At 46.0% G+C, this 21,991-nt stretch carries 19 protein-coding genes; 13 read left to right on the forward strand and 6 right to left on the reverse strand.

The features are described from left to right. Window positions 1-69: 69 nt before the first annotated feature. Genes AC1DFM_RS27880 through AC1DFM_RS27890 form a run of 3 tightly spaced genes read left to right on the forward strand, consistent with a single transcriptional unit; the run spans window position 70 to window position 5,276 of the window. On the forward strand, window positions 70-1,311 hold the full coding sequence (locus AC1DFM_RS27880) for a TolC family protein (RefSeq protein ID WP_477080057.1): 1,242 nt from the start codon (window positions 70-72) through the stop codon (window positions 1,309-1,311). A 7-nt stretch (window positions 1,312-1,318) separates the two neighbouring features. Continuing rightward, window positions 1,319-2,239, forward strand: a complete 921-nt coding sequence (locus tag AC1DFM_RS27885; RefSeq protein ID WP_477080058.1) for an efflux RND transporter periplasmic adaptor subunit — start codon at window positions 1,319-1,321, stop codon at window positions 2,237-2,239. A 4-nt stretch (window positions 2,240-2,243) separates the two neighbouring features. Then, window positions 2,244-5,276 (forward strand): efflux RND transporter permease subunit, encoded by a 3,033-nt coding sequence (locus AC1DFM_RS27890; protein WP_477080059.1) that lies wholly within the window; start codon window positions 2,244-2,246, stop codon window positions 5,274-5,276. 12 nt (window positions 5,277-5,288) lie between these two features. Here AC1DFM_RS27890 and AC1DFM_RS27895 read toward each other — a convergent pair whose 3' ends face one another. After that, window positions 5,289-5,972: a response regulator transcription factor gene (locus AC1DFM_RS27895; protein WP_477080060.1), complete on the reverse strand. Its 684-nt coding sequence runs from the start codon at window positions 5,970-5,972 to the stop codon at window positions 5,289-5,291. Next, window positions 5,973-7,505 carry a sensor histidine kinase gene (locus tag AC1DFM_RS27900; protein WP_477080061.1) on the reverse strand — a complete coding sequence of 511 codons (1,533 nt, stop codon included), beginning with the start codon at window positions 7,503-7,505 and terminating at the stop codon, window positions 5,973-5,975. A gap of 150 nt (window positions 7,506-7,655) precedes the next feature. On the opposite strand from AC1DFM_RS27900, the gene AC1DFM_RS27905 reads away from it, so the two are divergent. Next, on the forward strand, window positions 7,656-8,450 hold the full coding sequence (locus AC1DFM_RS27905) for a GLPGLI family protein (RefSeq protein ID WP_477080062.1): 795 nt from the start codon (window positions 7,656-7,658) through the stop codon (window positions 8,448-8,450). Window positions 8,451-8,569: 119 nt separating this feature from the next. On the opposite strand, the gene AC1DFM_RS27910 is transcribed toward AC1DFM_RS27905, so the two are convergent. Next, window positions 8,570-11,365 (reverse strand): outer membrane beta-barrel protein, encoded by a 2,796-nt coding sequence (locus tag AC1DFM_RS27910; RefSeq protein ID WP_477080063.1) that lies wholly within the window; start codon window positions 11,363-11,365, stop codon window positions 8,570-8,572. Between the two features lie 252 nt (window positions 11,366-11,617). On the opposite strand from AC1DFM_RS27910, the gene AC1DFM_RS27915 reads away from it, so the two are divergent. From AC1DFM_RS27915 to AC1DFM_RS27935, 5 genes are all read left to right on the forward strand, one after another. Beyond that, window positions 11,618-12,571 (forward strand): SPFH domain-containing protein, encoded by a 954-nt coding sequence (locus tag AC1DFM_RS27915; RefSeq protein WP_477080064.1) that lies wholly within the window; start codon window positions 11,618-11,620, stop codon window positions 12,569-12,571. 1 nt (window position 12,572) lies between these two features. Beyond that, a complete protein-coding gene (locus AC1DFM_RS27920; protein ID WP_477080065.1) occupies window positions 12,573-12,821 on the forward strand; it encodes a hypothetical protein in 249 nt (82 codons plus the stop codon). Window positions 12,822-12,824: 3 nt separating this feature from the next. After that, a complete protein-coding gene (locus tag AC1DFM_RS27925) occupies window positions 12,825-13,649 on the forward strand; it encodes a hypothetical protein (protein ID WP_477080066.1) in 825 nt (274 codons plus the stop codon). Window positions 13,650-13,660: 11 nt separating this feature from the next. Continuing rightward, window positions 13,661-14,230, forward strand: a complete 570-nt coding sequence (locus AC1DFM_RS27930) for a DUF6620 family protein (RefSeq protein WP_477080067.1) — start codon at window positions 13,661-13,663, stop codon at window positions 14,228-14,230. A gap of 196 nt (window positions 14,231-14,426) precedes the next feature. Further along, the gene (locus AC1DFM_RS27935) at window positions 14,427-15,044 is read left to right on the forward strand and encodes an ExbD/TolR family protein (RefSeq protein WP_477080068.1); all 618 of its coding nucleotides are present in this window, start codon (window positions 14,427-14,429) and stop codon (window positions 15,042-15,044) included. Here the strand turns inward: AC1DFM_RS27935 and AC1DFM_RS27940 are convergent. Next, window positions 15,041-15,667 (reverse strand): RNA polymerase sigma-70 factor, encoded by a 627-nt coding sequence (locus AC1DFM_RS27940; RefSeq protein ID WP_477080069.1) that lies wholly within the window; start codon window positions 15,665-15,667, stop codon window positions 15,041-15,043. The two genes, AC1DFM_RS27935 and AC1DFM_RS27940, sit on opposite strands and share 4 nt — an antisense overlap. Window positions 15,668-15,884: 217 nt before the next feature. On the opposite strand from AC1DFM_RS27940, the gene AC1DFM_RS27945 reads away from it, so the two are divergent. The 4 genes from AC1DFM_RS27945 to AC1DFM_RS27960 all read left to right on the forward strand — a co-directional run bounded on the left by AC1DFM_RS27945 (window position 15,885) and on the right by AC1DFM_RS27960 (window position 20,172). Next, window positions 15,885-17,126 (forward strand): FecR family protein, encoded by a 1,242-nt coding sequence (locus tag AC1DFM_RS27945; protein ID WP_477080070.1) that lies wholly within the window; start codon window positions 15,885-15,887, stop codon window positions 17,124-17,126. Further along, the gene (locus AC1DFM_RS27950; RefSeq protein WP_477080316.1) at window positions 17,078-17,560 is read left to right on the forward strand and encodes a SusD/RagB family nutrient-binding outer membrane lipoprotein; all 483 of its coding nucleotides are present in this window, start codon (window positions 17,078-17,080) and stop codon (window positions 17,558-17,560) included. The genes AC1DFM_RS27945 and AC1DFM_RS27950 overlap by 49 nt, the downstream gene beginning before the upstream one ends. A 68-nt stretch (window positions 17,561-17,628) precedes the next feature. Then, on the forward strand, window positions 17,629-19,170 hold the full coding sequence (locus tag AC1DFM_RS27955; RefSeq protein ID WP_477080071.1) for a DHA2 family efflux MFS transporter permease subunit: 1,542 nt from the start codon (window positions 17,629-17,631) through the stop codon (window positions 19,168-19,170). 183 nt (window positions 19,171-19,353) lie between these two features. Continuing rightward, window positions 19,354-20,172, forward strand: coding sequence for an HAD-IIA family hydrolase (locus AC1DFM_RS27960; protein ID WP_477080072.1), 819 nt, complete (start codon window positions 19,354-19,356; stop codon window positions 20,170-20,172). A gap of 39 nt (window positions 20,173-20,211) precedes the next feature. Here the strand turns inward: AC1DFM_RS27960 and AC1DFM_RS27965 are convergent, their stop codons facing one another. Beyond that, window positions 20,212-21,342 carry a hypothetical protein gene (locus tag AC1DFM_RS27965; protein ID WP_477080073.1) on the reverse strand — a complete coding sequence of 377 codons (1,131 nt, stop codon included), beginning with the start codon at window positions 21,340-21,342 and terminating at the stop codon, window positions 20,212-20,214. 123 nt (window positions 21,343-21,465) lie between these two features. Further along, window positions 21,466-21,936: a hypothetical protein gene (locus AC1DFM_RS27970; RefSeq protein WP_477080074.1), complete on the reverse strand. Its 471-nt coding sequence runs from the start codon at window positions 21,934-21,936 to the stop codon at window positions 21,466-21,468. Window positions 21,937-21,991: the final 55 nt, after the last annotated feature.

Genomic DNA, 21,991 nt, shown 5'->3' on the forward strand with positions numbered 1-21,991 from the left:
CTTTTGTGTGACTACTTTACCTGCAATTGTTACATTGTTTTCTGGCGAGAATAAAAAAGTACAGGCGTAATGAGAATAACCGGTATTATCTTATTCATCTTTTTATTTTCCGTGCACTTGTATGCACAGGAAAAAAATCTTACCTACTACCAGGATCAGGCCCGGCAAAATAGCCCACTGTTAAAGGATTATCAGGGCCAGATCAGGGCTGCACAAATCGATAGTCAGCGTTTACGCGCCGCTTATGGTTTGCAGGTGAATGGGGTGAGCAATAATACTTATGCGCCACTTATTCACGGTATCGGGTATGATAATGCCATCACCAATGGCGGCCAGGTAAGCGCATTGGTAGCCGCTTCCAAAGAATTAAACGGACGAAAAAACCTGGATAATCAGCTGGCAGGTATTCAGCTGCAGCAGCAAGGGGTGCATAATACCGCGAAGATTTCTGAACAGGAGCTACGCAAAAGTATTGCCGCCCAATATATCACAGCATATGGTGATTGGGCGCAATATAATTTCAATCATGAAGTATTCCTGTTACTAAAAGAAGAAGAGGTGATTTTGAAGAAGCTGACCCAAACAGGCACCTATAAACAGGTGGACTACCTTACCTTCCTCGTTACCTTACAGCAGCAGGAACTATTGTTGAAACAGCTGCAAACACAGTATCAAAACAACTACGCACAGTTAAATTATCTTTCAGGTATTATCGATACCACATTTACGCCTCTGTCAGATCCCGCATTGGCAATTGACCAATTGCCCATACTGGAGAACACCGTATTTTATCATCAGTTTGAAATAGACAGTTTACAGTTGCGGAATACAGACGCCGCTATTAACCTGGCCTACCGGCCTAAGGTGAGTATTTTCGGCGATGGAGGGTTCAATTCTACTTTGGCAATAGACCCCTATAAAAATGTGGGGGTGAGTGCCGGCCTCAGTGTTGCAGTGCCCATTTACGATGGACGGCAACGCAAAATGCAACACCACAAAGTAGCTATCGCAGAAGAAACGAGGAAGAATTATCAGGATTTCTTCTCCCGCCAGTATCATCAGCAAATTCAGCAGCTACAACAACAGCTGGAGAGTGCGCAGCAGCTAATAGATCAGGCTGGTAAACAAATCGTATATGCGAACGGGTTAATGCAGGCGAATAAACAATTGCTGGTGCATGGGGATGTCAGAATAGCGGATTACGTAATTGCGATTAATAGTTACCTGAATGCAAAAAATATTATTACGCAGAATATTATAAATAAGTACCTGCTCATTAACCAGATTAATTATTGGAATAGCGCTAATTGATACCGCCATGAAATTATTTCCAGTGCCCGCCGCTCTATTGCTGATCGCTACCGCTTCCTGTCATCAGGCTACGCCTGCAGCAGAAGAAAAAACGACGTCCGGCGGTACCCCTGTTACAGTGGTACATCCTGATACCGGTACCATGGGAGATTCCGTGGAGCTGAACGCTACGGCCACTTTTTTGCTGAAAACAAATGTAAAAGCGGTGGCTAATGGATATCTGCAAACCTCCGGCATAAAGTTAGGACAGCACGTTACACGGGGACAGCTATTATTTCTTTTGAAAACAAAAGAAGCAGAAAACCTGGGGAATACAATTAATCAGCTCGACAGCTCTTTTCGTTTTACCGGTGTGATACCCATTAAGGCTAACGGTAATGGATATATTACGCAGCTGTCCAGTCAGGCGGGCAACTACGTACAGGATGGTGAACAGTTGGCCACCATATCAGACGATAATAGCTTTGCTTTCATTCTTAATTTACCTTATGAACTCACCGCACTCATCCCGGAAAATCATCAGGTAGTAGTATGGCTGCCAGATGGGCGACAGCTACCGGGTACGATGGAAGCGCCCTTACCCACTGTAGATGCCGTATCACAAACACAGAATTATGTGATTCGGGTAAGCGGGGCAGGGGCGGTACCGGAGAACCTGATTGCAAAAGTAAAATTGGTAAAAGCGGTAAGACAGCATGCCGTATTTGTACCCAAAGCGGCGGTGTTGTCGGACGAATCGCAAAGCAGCTACTGGATCATGAAGATGATTGATAGCAGCACCGCGATTAAAGTAGTGATTCAAAAGGGAATGGAAACAAATGGCCGGATAGAAGTGATTGCTCCCGTATTAACTCCCGGGGATAACATCCTGATCACCGGTAATTACGGCCTGCCGGATACGGCCTCCGTGTCTATTGTAAATAAATAATCGCATGAAGCATTTTTTTGTTGCATATAAAAATCCGGTGACGGTATTGCTGGTGATCATCATTGCCGGTGGTTTATTTACCTATGGAAAAATACAATCTGCCTTATTCCCTGAAATTACTTTTCCTAAAATAAAAATCATTGCAGATGCCGGGCAGCAGCCGGTAAATAAGATGATGATCACGGTAACCCGTCCTTTGGAACTGGCCGTGAAACAGGTGCCTGACCTGCAGATGATCCGTAGCACTACGAGCCGGGGAAGCTGTGAAATATCAGCTTATATGGACTGGTCGGCCGACATCAACATCAGTCAGCAACGGATTGAATCAAAAATCGGGGAGATTAAAAACGCCCTGCCACCGGATATACAGATTACGGTGGAGAGAATGAACCCTTCTATACTACCGGTAAGCGGCTATACGCTGGAAAGTCATCAACGTTCTCCTATCGACCTGAAATACCTGGCTACCTACACCATTAAACCGTTTTTGTCGCAGGTGGAAGGAGTATCCGAAATACGCATCATTGGCGGAAAAAATAAGGAATATTGGGTACAGCTGGACCAGCAGAAAATGGGTACGTTTGGCATTACGCCGGATATGGTGAATACAGCGCTCAGTCAGACTAACTTCATCAAATCCAATGGCTACCTGTCGGATTACCGCCTCCTGTATCTGACCGTAACAGACGCGTTGGTAGATTCCAAAGATAAACTGGACCAGTTGGTGATCAGTAACAACGGCAAGCGTATTGTTACACTGGCAGACATCTCAGCAGTCGCTATCCGCGAGGCAAAGGAATATATAAAAGTGAACGCCAATGGCAAGGAAGGTATCCTTATTGCGGTGATCAAACAACCGAACGCCAACCTGGTAGATTTGTCCGACCGGATGCAGGCAAAGATCAGTACGCTGGCCAAAACACTCCCCGCAGATGTAAAGATATCCCCCTACTATATACAGGCTGATTTTGTGAGAGATGCCATCAAAAGTGTTTCCGATAGTTTGTGGATTGGCCTGTTCCTGGCCATTGTAGTAGCCATTATTTTTCTTCGCTCCTGGAAAGCAAGTACTACTATTTTGCTGACCATCCCCATCACGCTGCTGCTCACCCTCACGATATTATATGCTACCGGGCAAACGTTTAATATCATGACGCTGGGCGCCATTGCAGCCGCTATCGGGTTGATTATAGACGATGCCATTGTGGTAGTGGAACAAATACACCGTACCCATGAAGATCATCCGGATGAGCCTACCGTTTCGCTGATACAGAAAGCTATTCACTATCTCTTTCCGGCAATGTTGGGTTCTTCCCTCAGTACGATCGTGATTTTTCTTCCCTTTTTACTCATGACAGGGGTAGCCGGCGCCTATTTTAAAGTAATGACCAATACTATGATCATTACGCTGGTATGCTCTTTCCTGGTCACGTGGATAGGACTACCCGTCATCTATCTGTTGTTGACTAACCGAAAGAAAGAGCGGAAAGCTTTGCTGGCAGCAGCGCCGGGGCACGATGTGAAAAAGCAGCGCTGGGTCACCTGGTTTATCAACAGGCCCTGGGTAAGTGGGTTGCTGGTCGTGGCCTTGTTATTGATGACTTTTTTTATCATCCCCCGTCTGGAAACAGGTTTTTTACCGGAGATGGATGAAGGCAGTATTGTATTGGATTACAGCTCTCCGCCAGGAACGTCGCTGGAGGAAACAGACCGTACCCTGCAACAGGTGGAAAAGATTATCACTTCCATTCCGGAGGTAGCAGCTTATTCCAGACGTACCGGTACTCAGATGGGATTCTTTATTACCGAACCTAACCGGGGCGATTACCTGATTCAGCTAAAGAAAAATCATCAACGGTCTACCAATGAAGTAATAGATCTGATACGCAAACAGGTGGAGGCCACGCAGCCTTCGCTACGGGTTGATTTCGGACAGGTAATCGGTGATATGCTGGGCGATTTAATGACATCCGTACAGCCCGTTGAGGTCAAAATTTTTGGTAGCGACCAACAAACATTACATGATCTCTCCAGGCAGATAGCTGGGGTGGTAAGTGCGGTGTCTGGCACCGCGGACGTATTCGATGGCATTGTGATCGCCGGACCTTCTATTGCCCTGGAGCCCAATAGCCGTGCGCTGGCACAATATGGTATTACACCTGCTGCCTTACAGTATCAGCTGCAAACAGCCTTGGAAGGAAACGTAGCAGGAGCCGTGTTTGAAAAAGAGCAATTAGCCAATATCCGCCTGTTATATCCGGGAAGCAGTCAGCGTACCGTGGCTGATATAAACCATCTTCAGGTATTTTTACCTGACGGCAGATTGCGGCCATTGACGGATCTGGCTACTGTTAAGATCAATAGCGGAGAGGCAGAAATCTCCAGGGAAAACCTGCAATCAATGGGTATTGTTACTGCCCGGTTGGACAATCGTGATCTGGGCACGGTGATGAAAGAAATCAGTCAGAAAGTAAATGCGGAGGTAAAGCTTCCGCAAGGCTACAGTATTGCATATGGCGGTGCTTATGCGGATCAGCAACAATCGTTTCATGAGCTGCTGCTCATACTGATTACTGCCAGCCTGCTGGTGTTCGGTGTGATCCTGTTCCTATTTAAAGACTTTATAGATGCCCTGATTATTCTGGGAGTAGCTATTACGGGTATTAGTGGAAGTTACCTGGCTTTATACATTACGCATACGGCGTTAAACGTAGGAAGCTACACCGGCATTATTATGATGGTAGGTATTATCGGGGAGAATGCCATCTTTACATTTTTGCAGTTCAGGGAATCTATGGCCAGTACCGCCAACGTAGATGAAGCGATCGTTTATGCGATCTCCACCCGGCTGCGACCCAAACTGATGACAGCGTTGGGGGCTATTATCGCTTTGATGCCTATCGCCCTGGGAATTGGTACCGGCGCTCAATTGCATCAGCCATTAGCTATTGCGGTGATTGGTGGTTTCGTAGTGGCATTGCCGTTATTACTGATAGTATTGCCCAGTATCATGCGGCTCCGGTATAAGTCCCGCTGATACAGGCATGTCTCAGTCCAGCACAAACCGGTATCCTACTCCTTTAATGGTAAGTATCTGGAGGTTTTCATCTTCCTTTAAACAAATACGCAGGCGGGTAATATATACGTCCAGGTTACGACTGTTAAAGAACGAATCATGTCCCCAGAGCAGGTCCAGGATGGTTTTCCGGTCAATGATGCCATCGCGTTTTTCATACAATAACCGGAGCAGTTCACTTTCCCGGTAAGAGAGTTTCTTTTCTTCTCCGCCACCGGTAAGCACCTGGCGTCGGGTATCAAACAGGAATTTGCCAATTTTTACCTGGTCCGGTACGGGTGGTACAGGCGCCGGCGTTTTGCGTAGCACATTCTCAATACGCACAATCAGTTCTTCCATGCTGAAAGGCTTGCGGATATAATCGTTGCCTCCCAGTGAAAAGCCTTTCACCAGGTCGGCAGTTTGTGTTTTAGCAGTTAGAAACAGGATGGGCACTTCAGGATGAATGGCACGTATTTCTGTAGCTACTTCAAATCCATCTTTGTTGGGCAACATCACATCCAACACACATACCGCCGGATTTACCTGCTTGAAAAGCGCCAGTACATTGGCGCCATCGCTTTCCATGACTACCTCATAGCCTCTTCGCTGCAGGCTTTCTTTTACAATCTTGCCCAGCGATAATTCATCTTCTACATATAAAATTCTGATGCTCATCTATATTTTTTTATATCGGACAATCCGCCGGTTTTTATCGTAATAGATCACCGGGGCTTCTGCGAAAGGTATCTTCACAGAAAAAGTACTGCCTTTGCCCAGTTCACTTTCTACTTCTATGAAACCCATATGACGCTGTACAATATGAGATACATAGCTCAGGCCAAGTCCATAGCCTTTTATATTATGCCGGTTGCCGTTGGGTATCCGAAAGAATTTTTCAAATATTTTGGTTTTATATTCGGGTGCAATGCCTATACCGTTATCGGCTATACGTATTTCAAGAAATTGTTTGTGATCAATGATATGTACCAGAATATCGGGGTTCGCCCGGCTATACTTCAATGCATTGTCCAGCAGGTTATAGAGTACACTGGTGAGATGTAATTTATCGGCGGTAATAATGAAGTTATTGCCGGTGGTTTGTAAGGTGGTAGTGGTATGTTGTTTCTCGAATTGCAGCTTCATGGAAGCCATCACACCCCGGGCCAGTGCGCGGATATCAAACTGTTCTTTGTTGAGGGCAATCTCCCTGTTTTCAAACATGGAGAGTTTCAATACTTTATCAACCAATAGTCCGAGGCGCTGTATTTCCTGCGCGGAAATATCCAGGTATTCATTGGTAGTTTCCCGGTCATCCAGTACATCAAAGCTGCGGAGTGCTTCAATGGCTACACTGACGGTGGCGATAGGCGTTTTCAGCTCATGTGTCATGTTGCTGATAAAATCATTTTTCAGCTGCGCCAGCTTTTGCTGTTGTTTCAGGTTCCGGTATAGCAGTAAAAAAGAGAAAATGGTAATGCCTAAAAGTATTACTGATATACCAATCGGCTGACTGATACGCTTTAACAGGTACCAGGTATTATTTTCGAAGAGCACCTGATAACTCAGTGGTTGCGTAAAGCCAATGGTGACAATATTTCCTTCGAGATCATCCGGGAAAGGCATGGCCATCGCGGTGGCAGTATCTGCAGATTTCAATTCCTGAATAGTAAAATCCGCATTGATTTTTTCTTTCGCCAGTGCAGTACGATAACGATCTGTAATTTCTTTGACGCTGATAGAATCACGCAGGGAATCTACACCGGTGAGGAAGTCAAATACTCTTATGGTGGGGGCGCTTCTGGTGATATTATATTGCACATGGAAGGTATCCTTTTCGGTAGTTTTCAGGGCAGCCATCATGGCGGGATGTGCGGGAGTGGGCTCAATGGAATCATTCATGGCCAACATCACGGTGCGGTGTGCGGGAATAGTTTCTATGGAATCGCGGTACCGCTCCGTCAGCACATTGGAGATACGCATCACTCCCTGCCGGTTGGTAGCCCGGAAGCTGAGGTTGGAATCCAGCTTTAGCTTTGACGCCTGTAGTCTGAAAATAGTTTCGCGGAAAAGCAGATTGGTGCGGCTTGTAAAGAGCTTATCTTCTTCGCGGTAATTCTTCGTGAGCCAGTAGGCCTGGAACGCGGTGATGAGCAAAATCGTCAACGCAATCAGAAAGGCAGTAGCCCGTATGGATAGTTTATAACGCATGTGTTGATAGTGATAGCAATAGTAATACAAATGTATCGTTTACGGATATCCTAACACGAAAACATTAACCTAAATTAACCTTAAGTAAACCGTCGTTAACCTGCGTTGCTATTGGAAGGGAATAGCTTTATTCCTTAAAATGCGATGACTATGAAAAAAGTAATTTTAACGTTTTCTTTAATGGCTGTTTCCGGGATTATCCGGGCGCAGCAACAGCAGGGGCGGGTGATTTACGAACGTACCCTGCAAATGGAAACACAGATGGTGGGCGCTGATGCTGCCGCTGTTTCAATGTTGCCCCGCACACATAAAGATAAGTTTGAAGTATTGTTTGCCAACAACCAATCACTGCGTCGTACCAAAGAAGACGATGTGCCGGAAACATTAGCCCAATCGGACGACGGCATGGATATACATGTAATGATGGCGGATGCCAACGATGTACGATATTGTAATTTCACCACCGCCACCGTGATTGATCAACGGGAGCTGGGCGCCAAAAACTATATTGTAACGGATAGCATCCATCCGCTCAACTGGAAACTCACGGGCAATACGTCCACAATACTGAATTATCCCTGCCAGGAAGCTGTAGCACAACGTATCGGCAAACGCCCGTCTACCCAAATGGAAAATGGAGAGTTAAAAACCGTGGAAGTTGCCGATACCGCTAATGTAGTAGCCTGGTTTACCTCCGCTATTCCGGTATCTGCCGGCCCCGAATACCAGGGACAATTACCCGGCCTTATCCTCAGCATCGACATCAACAACGGTCGTACGCAATATAAAGCAGTAGCGGTAAATGAGCAGGTAGATGTGTCCCTGATTAAACCACCTGCTAAAGGAAAGAAAGTAACAGTAGCAGCGTTTAACAAAGAAAGAGAAGAGATCATGAAGTCGTGGCAACCGGCGTCGGGCGTAAGGAGAGCGATTCAGATTAGATAATAAGCAGAAAGCAGAAAGCAAAAAGCTATTGTAGCGAGTGACCAAAGCGTATATTATATCCGCAAAAATCACTCGCTACAATAGCTTTTTGCTTTCTGCTTTCTGCTTTCTGCTCCCCCTCAATGCATCATCTTAAATCCCCGCACACTACCTGCTGCCGTTGTGAGTCCGGTTTTACTAAGACTATACGTAAAGCTCAGCTGAAAGAATCGTTGCAGGTTTTTGATACGGCTGTCTTCAATATAATTTTGATTGGTACTGCGATTAATTCCCACATTCCTGTTCAGTAAATCTACAGCGCTTAACTTTAGTTCTCCCCGGTTGAAGTGCAGGAATTGCTTGCTGAAAGAAGCATTCCAGAGTGGGACCTGTGAATTAAATCCATCTGCACGGCGACTATTTACCAGATAAGTAAAGCTGCTGGAGAAATAATATTTAGCTGGTAATTGCCAGTTAACTTCTCCTTCATATTGTTGGGAGAAATAACCCGTGTTCAGGGCGGTTTGCAGAGAATACACGGTGCGGTAATAGTTGCCGCCGGCGCTAAGGGAAACATCTAAATTGTTGGTAGGATGAAGCTCAAATCGTGCCGTAGATCCACAAGTGAACGTATTAATCTGATTGGGGACGGTATTGATAAATTGCTTCATTTTGCTGTAACCTGCATTGCTGCTGATTTCAATGCTGCCAGGGATGATGCGTAGTGGTAAACTAAGGCTCACGGTGCCGGTGATATTATACACACCGTTGACATTTACCGGGCGGGAATGCCGGATGCCCAATGAATCCACTATATCGTAGTCCACGATTTTATGTTGTGTTTCCTGCACGTTAAAGAAAGCAAAAAGATGTTTGTTGCGGAAAGGATCTACCGACACAAAGCTAACCTGGGCCAGATGGGACAATTCCTGCTTCAGGTAAGGATTACCTTCGCGGATGTTTAGTGGATCACTGATATCCGGAACGGGCTGAAGTTGTGATATGTTCGGTTGATTGGTAATGGCGGTGTAGTTAATGCTCAAATTGCGGTAACGGGTGAAATCATATTTAAATCGCAGAGAAGGTAGCAGGTTGTTAAAAGTTTTAGAGATAACAGAATCTTTTTTGCCGGCGATAATTTTTCCTTCCAGACTGGCCTGTTGCCACTGGAGACCGAGCGCCAGTCCGAATTTTTTACGTTTGGTACGCAGTCGCAGTCCTGCATTCGTATAGCCGTAGGTGTTTTCAAAGTTATTCGTCAATGCGGTATTCAGTTGGTCGAACTGGCCGGTTAATGGATCATAGTCGTACGTGGTTTTGTCGGCCTTATTATAAGTGCTGCTTTTGCCAGCACTGAATTCCAGCAGCGAGCGTTTAAATAACGGTTCCGTATACACGGCGCGTGCCGTGTAGCTTTTCATACTACCGTGACTGTTATTTTGCTGATAGATAGAATCGGCATCCGGCTTGTGTTGATAGAAATGATTCACGGAGAGCAAGGTGCCACTGCTACTGCTGTTATTGAAGCTGCTTTGCAGCCCCAGTGAAAAGGTGCGTCCTTTGCGGGCAAACTTTTTCCGGTACAGGATATCACTGCTGATATTACTGCCTGTTCCGGAAGAGGTGCTATTGCTGAAGCCTTCATTTGATAAGCGCTGGTCGCCGCCCCATGTTTTGTAAGTGCTTTCATTGCTACTGTTGTTTTCCTGGTAGCCGCCGGCAGCAGTGATTTTGAGCGACTGAGAAGAGTCGATCATGATATTGGCGCTCGCGTTGGCGCGATGGGTATTATTGCGTTGCCGGCTATTATTATGTTGCTGATATAAGTAGGAAGAATCGGGTAGAAAATACTGGCGCTGTACATCGCTTTCCTGTTGGGGCTGATAGTGATTAAAGAAATAGTTGCCCGTGAAATCTGTTTTTTTGCCGAGCAGGTTATTGTAGTTAATACCGCCCCCCATAATGGTTTTGAGACCATTGTTGTTACCGCCACTCATCATCATGCCGGCGGCATCATCGGTATTGACGGTGAAACTGGTGGCGCCGCTTTGTTGCAGGCGACTTAGTTCTCCGTTGAAATTCATGAGGTCCATAAACGAAAACCCTTCCGCATTGGTGTTGTTGGCCAGTCCGATGGCAGATAGTTGGCGGTTGCCTTTGAAGGCGTTTAAATTAAATCTTCCTTCGTAGCGTTGCTGGGTGCCGCCGCCAGCCGTAGCCTTACCAAACAGGCCTTTCTTTTTATTGTCCTTTAGTTTCAGGTTGATGGTTTTTTCGCTGTTGCCATCGTCAAAGCCGGTGAGTTGCGCGGCATCACTCATTTTATCATATACCTGCACTTTATCGACCGCATCTGCGGGGAGGTTTTTGGTGGCGATTTTAGGATCGTTACCGAAGAATTCTTTTCCATCTACGAGGATGCGTTTTACTTTTTGTCCCTGTGCTTTTACGGTTCCGTCTTTGCTGACCTGTATACCCGGCATTTTTTTCAGGAGCTGTTCCACGCTGGCGTTGGGAACGGTTTTGAAGGAGCCGGCATTGTATTGCACGGTATCGCCCAGCAGTGTTACGGGTGGCGCTTCCGCATTGACCACCACTTCTTTCAGGGTTCTGTTAATGTCGTATAGCTGGATAGGGGGGAGATGGAGATCTGCATGGTCTGCCGCTATGCGTAGCTCCTGGCTCGATGAATGATACTTTACGTGGGTCACCAGCAGGCGATAGGTGCCGGGTGGAATGCCGGTGATTTCAAAGCGGCCTTTGGCGTCACTCATGGTAAAGGACACCAGCGAAGAATCTTTTTGTTTTAGCAAGGTAATGGTAGCGGCGGCTATGGGTTGCTGCGCTACACTATCCAGCAGGGTGCCGGTAATTTTTTGTGCATGTGCCGCCATCATAAAACAGCAGCATAGCAGCAGTAAGTAGCTCTTTTTCATCAGTAGTATTTAAGGGCAATGAGCGGGAAAGGTAGGCGCATAGCGGAGGAAAACAGGTTAACAAGGGTTGCTGTAATGTTAAGCAAGGTTAAAAAATGGGGATGGTTTGCCGGGAGCCGGAACAGAATTGTTTAAATCTTAACTTGGAGAAGTACATAGAAACCGGTATTTTCATTTTTAGAAAAAGGTAATGCTGACAAACCTATATTCACGGTGATGATTTGATTAATTGCATGTTTAAACCCTGATAACATGGCCATACCATTTGTTGAGATTATTGAATCGGTGCCCCCTGATCAGGATTTGTTGATGTGGAAGTTTCCGGATGAGGACAAGGAGATCAAAGACGGGGCGCAGTTAACAGTCAGGGAAAGTCAATCGGTGCTTTTTCTGAATGAGGGCCGCCTGGCAGATATCTTCACAGCGGGGAGGTATGTACTGAATACGCAGAATATTCCGGTGCTCACCCGTTTGAAGAACTGGCAACATGGTTTTCAAAGTCCATTCAAGGCGGACATCTATTTTTTTAATACGCATCAGTTTGTAAACCTGAAGTGGGGAACGCCAGCGCCCGTATTGATGCGCGACGCCAGCTTCGGGCAGGTAAGAATCCGCGCATTCGGATCTTACAATATCCGTATAACGGATGTAGCCAAATTTTTCAGGGAATATGCCGGCACGCGTCCGCAGTTGGGCATCCGGGAACTGGAATGGCAATTACGGGATTTTATAGCCTCCAGGTTTGCGGAAGCATTGGCTACTGCCAATATATCGGTAGTGGATGTAGCAGGAAATCTTTCTGCGCTGAATGAAAAAATCCAACCATTGATTGCGCCTTACTTTTCCGACTTCGGATTAGCGGTCACCAGCTTTACTATCACCAATGCTACGTTACCGGAAGAGGTATTGAAATATTACGATAAAGCAACGGGTATGAATATGATAACAGACATGAACAAATACACGCAGTTCAGTATGGCCAATGCCATGTCGCAGGAAAATACAGCGATGGCCAATGCGGCGCAACAGGCGATGGCCATGGGAATTATTCTGAATCAGGTGAAAACAACGGCTGCTACAGAACCTGGGCCCCCACCGGAAGATGTGACCAGCCGACTGCAAAAATTGAAACAGGTTTTTGAAGCTGGTTTGATTAACGGAAACGAATATACGGTGAAGAAAGAAGCGTTATTGAAATTACTATGATATGAGTGAAGAGGAAAAAAAACGGACACAATCCTATCTTGAAAAACTAAAACAAACTGCCCTGCAACAACAACACTATGGTGGGGAGATAAAGCAGGAACCCGCTGGCATGGATGCACGCGATTGCCCCAGTTGTGGCGCCGGCAGGGCATTTCGGCATGGACTAACAGCCTGCGCGTATTGTGGGTTTGTGTTCATGAACACCACATTAACGGATGGCATTCACATCAAAAAAGAAAACAATTCATAGTAGATGTTCGGATTTGGAAAAAAATATGATAACCCTGCACTGATAGCGGAGATAAATGACACACAGCAAAGATGGTTTGCTTTTTTGGATAAGCTCGAAGCCAGGGTAGGGGAAATGTGTGCGGCGGCTATTCCGGAACTGAAGGCGGTTTTTGCGCAGGATAAAGATCCTTATAAGCGTGCCCATGGTCATTTATTATCGGGTTTACTGGGACAACTATCACTGATCCGCAACAAAGCCAACGAAGCCAGAGAGGATAAAATCAACGGCCTGATATATGCAGCGGAAGGCGTTATTCCGCCTATCGCATCTGCCGAAGGCAGTAAATATTATCAGCTGTTAAACACGTTCAGAATGGCCTGCTTTAACCGGCATCATATTTTTGAAGAGAAACTGCATGCAGCCATGGAAAAGCTGCAGACAGCCGCCGGAGAGCGGGATCTGGAAACTGCTTACCAGGAACAGCTGGCAGCTTTTGAAGCGATCAAAGACAAATTCAATTGTCAGCAATGTGGCGGAAATATCACCATCCCAAAAATGTTTTTCATTGCCACGTATGTGAGCTGTCCGTTTTGTCAGACGCAAAATACATTTATGCCATCTACTGCGGCCAGGATGGTATTGCATGATGCCCGTGCGCTGGCAGAACAACGCACCGCTCATCTGCGCCAACTGGCAGAGAGGACGAAGCCCCGGAATCCTGATTTGCACCAGCAATACTATCGCGCCATGATTAACGAGTGGAATAAAATAGTACCGGATATGGCCGGGGAGAATGAAAAGTTCTATGAAAGATTATTGAAAGATATCGCTATTGGTCATTACTAAACATCAATTATATGTCAGAGAATCCATTATTAGCACCCATTCACGGTATTAGTTTAGAAGACTACAGCGCTGCCTGCGCCAAAATGGGCAGTGGCTTGAGTGAAGAACAGGTAGCCAGTGCATTGGGTGTAGAGTTACCCGTATGGCAGGAAGTAAACCTGCTTTGGCCTGAACGGATGAAACAGGACGGAACCTTTCATGTTGTTACCCTGTTTGGTCAGTATTTCGGTCAGGCCGATCAACATCCGAAGTTTAGTAGCCTGCAGCCTAATCTATCTGCCGAAGGCGCCGATAATACCACCAGAATAAAAACCGATCAGGCATTTTATGCAGAACTGGAAGTGGCCCGGCAAGTGGCTTACGATTATGGTATAGATGGCGCACAGTGGATACTTGATAACTACGGTATTCCATTAGGAGATTTCCAGATGGCAGCGACTAACTGGAATGCACAAATTCATCAGGATATTGCAGCCGACTTTGAAGGCTATAACGCACGACAGGCAGCGTATAGAGAAAAATATGAAAAGCTTTTTGCCGCAGCACAAGGTGGTAATGTAGCAGACGATATTGAATTTTAATACAGCCTTTTTCGGAAATGTGCTTAACGGCGGCGTCATGTTGATGCCGTCGTTTTTTTTATGGAAATAAGAAACGCTTATGGATTTTTTATGGCAGTGCATCTGTAAGGAAATGTCATAAATATTTCGCTGCATATTAGCATAGGTTTATGCTGACAGGGGATACTTATGCCATATCATCCAAAATAACTAAGCTATGCCCAGAATTAAAATGGCCCGTAAAAGTACGCTGGTAGATATGACTGCCATGACAGATGTTGCTTTTTTATTGCTGACTTTTTTTATGCTTGCTACTAAATTTAAACCCAGCGAGCCGGTATCGGTCATTACGCCAACATCGATCACCACTACAATACTACCGGAATCCAGTGTAATATTGCTAACAGTAGATAAGAAAGGTCGCATCTTTTTTGATTTACCCGGACAAACTTATCGGCAAGAGCTGATTGCTAACATCGATAAAAATTTTCATCTGGGATTATCTGCAGCGGAGAAGCGCAATTTTGTATTGGGCACCAGTGTTGGTACAGACATGAAACACCTGAAAGAATATCTTGCGCTGACGCCGGAAGCGAGGAAAAATGCAGTAATTGAAACAGGTGTATCAGCTGATTCCACCAATAATGAATTGGCTATATGGTTGGATTATGCAATGGCTACCCAACAAAGTAAACTGAAGGATTTAAAGTATTGTATCAAGGCAGATAATGAAACGCCTTATCCAAAGGTTAAGGTGGTATTAGATGTTTTTAAGAAAAAGAATATACAGCGTTTGAACCTGGTCACCGATCTGGAAGCAACACCGGAAATTTAGGAAGGCAGCGCCTGTGCTTTCACCAGCCAGGCGCCGCTGTTAAGCGCCATCAAAGAAATAAACAATAACAATTGCTGATCGGAGAAGCGAAGTCTTAACTGCGCCAACGCTTTTGCCTTGTGTTCTTTCACCGTAAATACGGAGATGCCTAAACGCTCCGCGATCTCATCATTTTTTAACCCTTCGAAGAAAATCATCCGGAACACTTGCTGTCGCTTCTCCGGCAGCTTTTCTATTTCATGATACACCGATTGTAACAGCTCGGTGCGGATCATTTGTTGCAGGATCAGCTCATCGCCTTTTTTGTCGTCGAGATAAATCATTTCCTGCTGGAAGCTGTTCTTCACTTTCAGGTGACGTAGAAAATTAAGGGAAGCGTTGCGGGTAGTGGTATACAAAAAGCTTCTGATACTTTTGGGATGATGAAAGTCCGAACGTTTGTTCCATAGCTTCACATAACTGTCTTTCACAATGTCTTCCGCCTCCGCCATGTCGCCCAGTAACTGTTCCGCAAAAAAGCAAAGCGGTCGGTAATACTGTGTGAAAAAAGCATTAAAGGCGGCTGGCTCTCCTTGCTGGAACGAAGGAATAATATCTTCCGTAAGTTCGGGCTGTTCTGTCATTAAACTGGTTTTAAAGCAGTCATCGCTGCGTCACTAACGGGCTAAACTAAAAAAAATCCGGGAAATTATTTTAAAAATGTGGCGTCAGCATTATTTTTTTGGATCACTAGTTCAAAGTAGTGGATAGCGTGTTTTAGTATTATCCGGCGGTCTGTAAAAGCGGTGAGTAGTGGAAAAAGGGAGTGATCGCCGTACCTTGAGCTAAAATAAACGTCATTTGTCAGCACCAATATCACCAAAGGACCAGCAACAGCTGGCTACCATGCAGCGGATAGGCGACCTGTTATTTCGCAGGTTGCAGGGCACGTTGGAAGGTACCGAAGCAGCGGAACTGGAACAATGGCTGCAACAGCAGCCGGAAGAGCACCGGCAATTTTATACTACTCAAACAACGTGGCCTGCTATAGAAGCGGGCCTGCAACGTTTTTATGATATTGATCAAAAAGCTGCATTAGCCGATGTGTGGCAGCGGATTCATCCAACGCAACAAGCAGTTGCTCCTTCCGCCATCCGGTTACGATGGGTCCGCCGGGCTGCCGCGGCTGCAGCCATTTTGATAGTGGTGGGAACAAGCATCGCCTGGTTCCTGCATCATTCCCGTACTGTAAATTCCACGGAGCTTCCGTTGGCAGCGCGTTACAAGAGTAACGCCTTGCCAGGAGGCAATAAAGCCACCCTCGAATTATCAGATGGCAGCGTGGTCGTACTGGATAGCGCCAAAAACGGAACACTGGCCCGGCAAGGCGATGCGCTGGTACGGAAAGATACCGCTGGTACCCTCAGCTATGAAGCTACCGGCAAACAGCCTGGTAGCATCGCTTTCAACCGGATAACCACGCCACGGGGAGGAGAATACCAGGTGGTGTTGCCGGATGGTACCAAAGTATGGCTCAATGCCGCTTCCTCTCTGCGCTATCCTACCGCTTTTGCTGGTAAGGAGCGGGAAGTGGAGTTGTCGGGAGAAGCCTACTTCGAAGTGGCCCCCGATGCCGCAAAACATTTCCGGGTGATAGTAGCAGGCCCCGAGGCGATGCGTATCGACGTGCTGGGCACGGCTTTCAACATAAAAGCCTATGCCGGTGAACCAACGCGCAAGGCTACGCTGGTACAAGGTAAAGTAAGCATTACTAACGGGCAGCAACAAACGTTGCTGGCGCCCGGTCAACAGGCGGCACTGCGTGAAAACAGTCCGCAGATAGCGGTGCAGCCGACCGACCTTGACGCTGTACTGGCCTGGAAAAATGGTCTGTTCTATTTGGAAGACGCCAGCATCACCGATGTGATGCGCGAAATATCCCGCTGGTATGACGTGGATATTCAATACGAAGGACATATTACCCAACAATTTGTTGGTAAAATCCCCCGCAATATGCCGCTGGTGGATGTGCTGAAAATACTGGAATCTACCGGCTGGGTGCATTTCCAGGTAAATGGAAGAATGGTCACTGTAACACCTTAAAATTTGTATGGCAACGACTCACCGATCTGTTTGGCGCGGTACCGTTTTCCAAAACAACAGAAGATGCCGCAGAAGTAAATAACAAGCCGGTATACGACAGCCAGGAAGCGATTTACAAACAACTGATCACCGACCTGGATGCCGCCATCGCAAACATTAACGCAATAGATGAATCCTACGGCAACGCCGACTTCTACTATAAAGGCAACACTGATAACTGGAAGAAATTTGGCAACTCGCTGAAACTTCGTTTAGGCATGCGCATTAAATACGCCAATCCACAACTGGCAGAAAAAACTGTGCGGGAAGCTATGAGCCAGCCACTGTTCACCGATAACAAGGATAACGCTGCCGTACCTACGTTTAATGACGCGCAAACCACTAACGCCAATCCTATTTTACAACAGTTCATGGGAGCCATTATGGTGTCATAAATAAATGAAGGTGCGGGGAACATTTTGAATAAATGAATGTTAACTTGTTATCCTTATCTCCCCAACATATGACGACCGTATCACTTCGCAGCGCCGCAGGAACCTGGATCATGGTCACCACTATATTGGCCTCTGCCATGGCTTTTATTGATGGTACCGCATTGAATGTGGTATTACCCGCTTTACAAAAGAGCTTAAACGCTTCCGGAGCAGACCTGTTCTGGGTATTGAACGCGTATTTGCTGATGCTGGCTTCGTTGATATTGATAGGTGGTACGCTGGGCGACAGGCTGGGGCGAAAGAAGATATTCATGATAGGGATTTTTATTTTTATCGGAGGGTCTGCCATTTGTGGTTTGGCGGGCAGTGCCACCACGCTGATTATTTTCCGGATGATACAGGGCATTGGCGGGGCGTTGATGATCCCGGGCAGCTTATCACTGATTTCTTCCGGCATCAATGAAAAGGAGCGGGGAAAAGCCATTGGCACCTGGTCGGCCGCCACTACGCTGGTCACCATGGGAGGACCGGTATTAGGTGGGGCATTGGCGGATGCGGGGTTATGGCGTTATATCTTTTTTATTAATGTGCCACTCGGCGTGGTGGCGTTGGTATTACTGGCGTGGAAGGTGGAAGAGAGCCGGGAAGCGGATACGCAAAAGGGGCTCGATTTTCCGGGGGCGGTGCTCATTGCGCTGGGGCTGGCTTTACTGACGTTTGGTTTTCTCCGGATGCCGTCAGCAGGTTGGGGAGATGTGAAAGTATACAGTACAGTTATTGCCGGGATCATACTGCTCGTGGCCTTTGTAATAGTAGAGTATAAAAGCAAAGATCCTATGTTGCCTTTGCATTTGTTTGCCAACTTAACTTTCACGGGGGCTAATCTGTTGACATTTTTTCTGTATGCCGGACTGGGGGTGGGCATGTTGTTCTTGTCGCTGAACATGGTGCAGGTGCAAGGATACAGCCAGTTGGAATCAGGACTTACTTTTTTGCCGTTTACCGTATTGATGATTACGATTGCGCGGTTTGYKGGCAGTTTAGCGGATAAACATGGGCCGCGTTTATTCCTGATCATTGGCCCCTCGCTGGCGGGTGTGGGATTGCTGCTGTTGTCGTTTGTGAAGCAAACGCGTGGCGCGGTGGACTACTGGACTACTTTTTTTCCGGGTATTCTGGTGCTGGGATTGGGCATGTCATTCACCGTGGCGCCACTCACGGCTACGGTGATGGGGGCGGTGAGTAGTCATTTATCTGGCACGGCATCGGGTGTGAACAACGCTATCACGCGTATTGCCAGTGTATTTGCCAACGCTGTTTTTGGCGCGCTGGCGGTATTGTTTTTTGCAACGGCCATACAAAAAGATATATCCGGGTTATCCTTGCCTCCGGAACAGAAAACCGCTGTTGTAGCGGAGGCGGTGAACCTGGGAAATGCTGCGCCGCCATCACCATTAGATAACACACAAAAGGCCGCTGTGATGAAAGTATATCACGAAGGATTTATTAATACCTACGGAAAAATAATGCGTTTATCTGCCGGTCTCGGTTTCCTGGGTGGATTAATGGCGATGTTGTTGATTAAATCTTCCAAAACAGGAAATGTTTAAAAGGAAAAATTAGGTTTACAATTTTCATTTCCGGAATTTATGATTATCTTTAAGGTGTAACCCGCTATCTATAATTCATACACCGCTGCATCTACGCAGCTTCCAGCCTTTATCCGTTCCATAGTTTTTATGATGGTTGTTTTTTTATTGTTCAATATATACATTCATCAATATCGAATTGCTATGAAAAAAAAGGGATTTCTTATCGACATGGACGGTGTAATCTACAAAGGAAGTGAACCTATACCGGGCGCCATAGAATTTATTAATGGTTTAAAAAAGAAGGAGATTCCTTTCCTTTTTCTGACCAATAATAGCCAGAGAACCAGCAGGGATGTTTGCTACAAGCTGAACAAGATGGGCTTTCAAGTAAATGATGAAGATATCTTTACCTGTGCCATGGCTACCGCCAGGTACCTGGCCTCCAGGAAAGAAAACGGAACCGCTTATGTCATTGGCGAAGGTGGCTTGCTCACAGAGTTATACAACGCCGGTTATTCTATTGTAGATGATCAGCCGGATTATGTCATTATCGGAGAGGGCAGAACTATTATGCTGGAATCTGTGGATAAGGCCGTTAATATGATTATGAACGGCGCCAAATTAATTGCCACTAATCTTGATCCCAATTGCCCCATGGGAGACGGTAAATACCGGGCAGGCTGCGGTGCCTTGGTCGCCATGTTGGAATCTGCCAGCGGTATCAAAGCATTCAGCGTGGGTAAACCCAGTCCCGTGATGATGCGTATGGCCAGGAAAGTGCTCGGACTTACTACGGATGAAACGGTGATGATTGGCGATACAATGGGTACAGATATCTTAGGTGCAGGCTCTATGGGATTCACTACCATACTCACTTTATCCGGCGTGACGCATGAAGATGACCTGGCGCATTTTGGTTATGCCCCTGATTTTATTGTCAGGTCGATCAAAGATTTGCTGAACGAGCAATTATTTATGAAAGTAATGGGGGAGCCGGTGTTGATAGAGGTAAATTATTAACCTGAAAAGGAGTCCCCCGCGTTTCGCAGGGGGACTGCGTTATATCTTTTTGGCTGCTACATACCACGGAATATTGAGCAGCCCTTTTTTTAGATAAATGGTGATGGTCTCCTTTACCTTTGTTTGATCGTATAACTCTTTGGGTACAGTTACTTTCGTATTTTTTGCTACGGGCCCCCATGGAGCTACTTGCAGGTAATAAATGGTATATTCACCGCCACTCATGCTTTTGTCTGTTACCAGGCTTTCGTAGGCATGAGGTTCACTATTATCGAAGCCGCAATTTAATGTAAGGATGGTGCCGTACGCATACATGGGAATCACCAAAAAATAGGTTGCCAAAAAACGCGTCTGATAACGTTTAGTATAGGTGCGTATGGAGGGCATCACTAATCGCCATAATGTAACCCCGGTAACCAGTGTAATAACAGCCAATGGTATCCATACTGGCGTGTAATCGGGTATGTTGAGGGGGTGAAAAATGAAGGTGGCCAATGCCAGAGAAGGAGCCACCAAAGACCATTCTAATCGTAAAGAGATTCCTTCCTTCCTGTTAATAGTGAAAAGTCCCTTGTAATAATGGATGCCTGCCATCGCTATCCACGGTATCAGGATTGTAATGGGCAGCGTATACAAACACCAGGATTGCCGGAACGCAAAACAGGAAGCAATAGATACGAGGATGGCAATGGTATTCAATATCCTCGCCATTAAGACCGCTTTTTTCTGTTGCGCCACAGGGTCCTCCTTTTCTAATCCATAGCGTTTGTCAATTGCCTGTTGTTGTTGAGCTATCTCTTCTTTCTGCAAATCAACATCAGGGTAACGCGCATAAACCCAATAACAAATATCCGGATAACCGGATATGAAATGGGGTATTTTTATTTTTTTCTGATCAGCAGAAAAAGGAATCAATAAAATACCATTTACATCTTTTTGATATCCTTTTATTTCGTGAAGCAGCAATTCCCTGGAACGTATTGCACTGTCTTCCCGGACGTAGTCCGGGCCTATCACCAGTTGAGAGACGCGCGCCTCCTGAATCTGCCAGATACAGAAACCTGTCAGGAGTAATGCCAGCGGAAACGCCCAGTAGGCGGTAGTGGTATCGTAGCTGAATATCAGCCACTGTGCTAATGCTCCTACCGTAACAGCAATAACAAGCAGCATGAAAATGATAATAATATATTTTTTGGAACGGGATAAGGTATATACTTTCATTTGATATATAGGTGGCTACAGGCCGTGAATATACATTAAAGAGTTTACTTTCTTTTATCAGGGTGCTGGTTACTACTCAGCCACCGATACTTCTTTTAAATCCCAGTCTTCATATACGGCTACAAAATAATAGCCTTTGGCAAGTGCTGATTCAAAGGTCAGTTCGCAGGTAACAGATTCGTGTTTAGTGACTGCTATATGTATGCCGGTTAAAAGAAAGTCTTGGGAGAAGTCATCGAAGGTGAAGTTTTCTTCTCCCTCATCAACAGGTATTGTGCGTATGCGGGCGGCAATGTCAGGCGTGAGGGCATTATAGCGGTCTTCCAACGTTTTTTCAGCATCCTCTTGCAAAGGAGTTGGCCCGCGCCGGTCAGTCGAAAAGCTAAGTGTTATCTTTGTTTTTATAGGTTCAAAATAGTATTCACACCAGCTGGAGCCAGTTAACATGGCCCATCTGGAATGATAGAAAGTCATCCGCCCAAATCGGGGGTGATCAATAGTAATGTTGGGTGGCGATTGGAATAACCAGCTAAATAATCCCATAGGTATATTTTATCGGTAATAAATATACTTGTTCTTACCCTATTATTTAGGAAGA

The sequence above is a fragment of the Chitinophaga sp. 05T412 genome, from assembly GCF_056396465.1.

Bases quoted from the DNA above. Each gene is read 5' to 3' on its own strand.
- AC1DFM_RS27880 (WP_477080057.1), top strand. From the start codon at position 70: ATGAGAATAACCGGTATTATCTTATTCATCTTTTTATTTTCCGTGCAC.
- AC1DFM_RS27885 (WP_477080058.1), top strand. From the start codon at position 1,319: ATGAAATTATTTCCAGTGCCCGCCGCTCTATTGCTGATCGCTACCGCT.
- AC1DFM_RS27890 (WP_477080059.1), top strand. From the start codon at position 2,244: ATGAAGCATTTTTTTGTTGCATATAAAAATCCGGTGACGGTATTGCTG.
- AC1DFM_RS27895 (WP_477080060.1), bottom strand. From the start codon at position 5,972: ATGAGCATCAGAATTTTATATGTAGAAGATGAATTATCGCTGGGCAAG.
- AC1DFM_RS27900 (WP_477080061.1), bottom strand. From the start codon at position 7,505: ATGCGTTATAAACTATCCATACGGGCTACTGCCTTTCTGATTGCGTTG.
- AC1DFM_RS27905 (WP_477080062.1), top strand. From the start codon at position 7,656: ATGAAAAAAGTAATTTTAACGTTTTCTTTAATGGCTGTTTCCGGGATT.
- AC1DFM_RS27910 (WP_477080063.1), bottom strand. From the start codon at position 11,365: ATGAAAAAGAGCTACTTACTGCTGCTATGCTGCTGTTTTATGATGGCG.
- AC1DFM_RS27915 (WP_477080064.1), top strand. From the start codon at position 11,618: ATGGCCATACCATTTGTTGAGATTATTGAATCGGTGCCCCCTGATCAG.
- AC1DFM_RS27920 (WP_477080065.1), top strand. From the start codon at position 12,573: ATGAGTGAAGAGGAAAAAAAACGGACACAATCCTATCTTGAAAAACTA.
- AC1DFM_RS27925 (WP_477080066.1), top strand. From the start codon at position 12,825: ATGTTCGGATTTGGAAAAAAATATGATAACCCTGCACTGATAGCGGAG.
- AC1DFM_RS27930 (WP_477080067.1), top strand. From the start codon at position 13,661: ATGTCAGAGAATCCATTATTAGCACCCATTCACGGTATTAGTTTAGAA.
- AC1DFM_RS27935 (WP_477080068.1), top strand. From the start codon at position 14,427: ATGCCCAGAATTAAAATGGCCCGTAAAAGTACGCTGGTAGATATGACT.
- AC1DFM_RS27940 (WP_477080069.1), bottom strand. From the start codon at position 15,667: ATGACAGAACAGCCCGAACTTACGGAAGATATTATTCCTTCGTTCCAG.
- AC1DFM_RS27960 (WP_477080072.1), top strand. From the start codon at position 19,354: ATGAAAAAAAAGGGATTTCTTATCGACATGGACGGTGTAATCTACAAA.
- AC1DFM_RS27965 (WP_477080073.1), bottom strand. From the start codon at position 21,342: ATGCTGCTTGTTATTGCTGTTACGGTAGGAGCATTAGCACAGTGGCTG.
- AC1DFM_RS27970 (WP_477080074.1), bottom strand. From the start codon at position 21,936: ATGGGATTATTTAGCTGGTTATTCCAATCGCCACCCAACATTACTATT.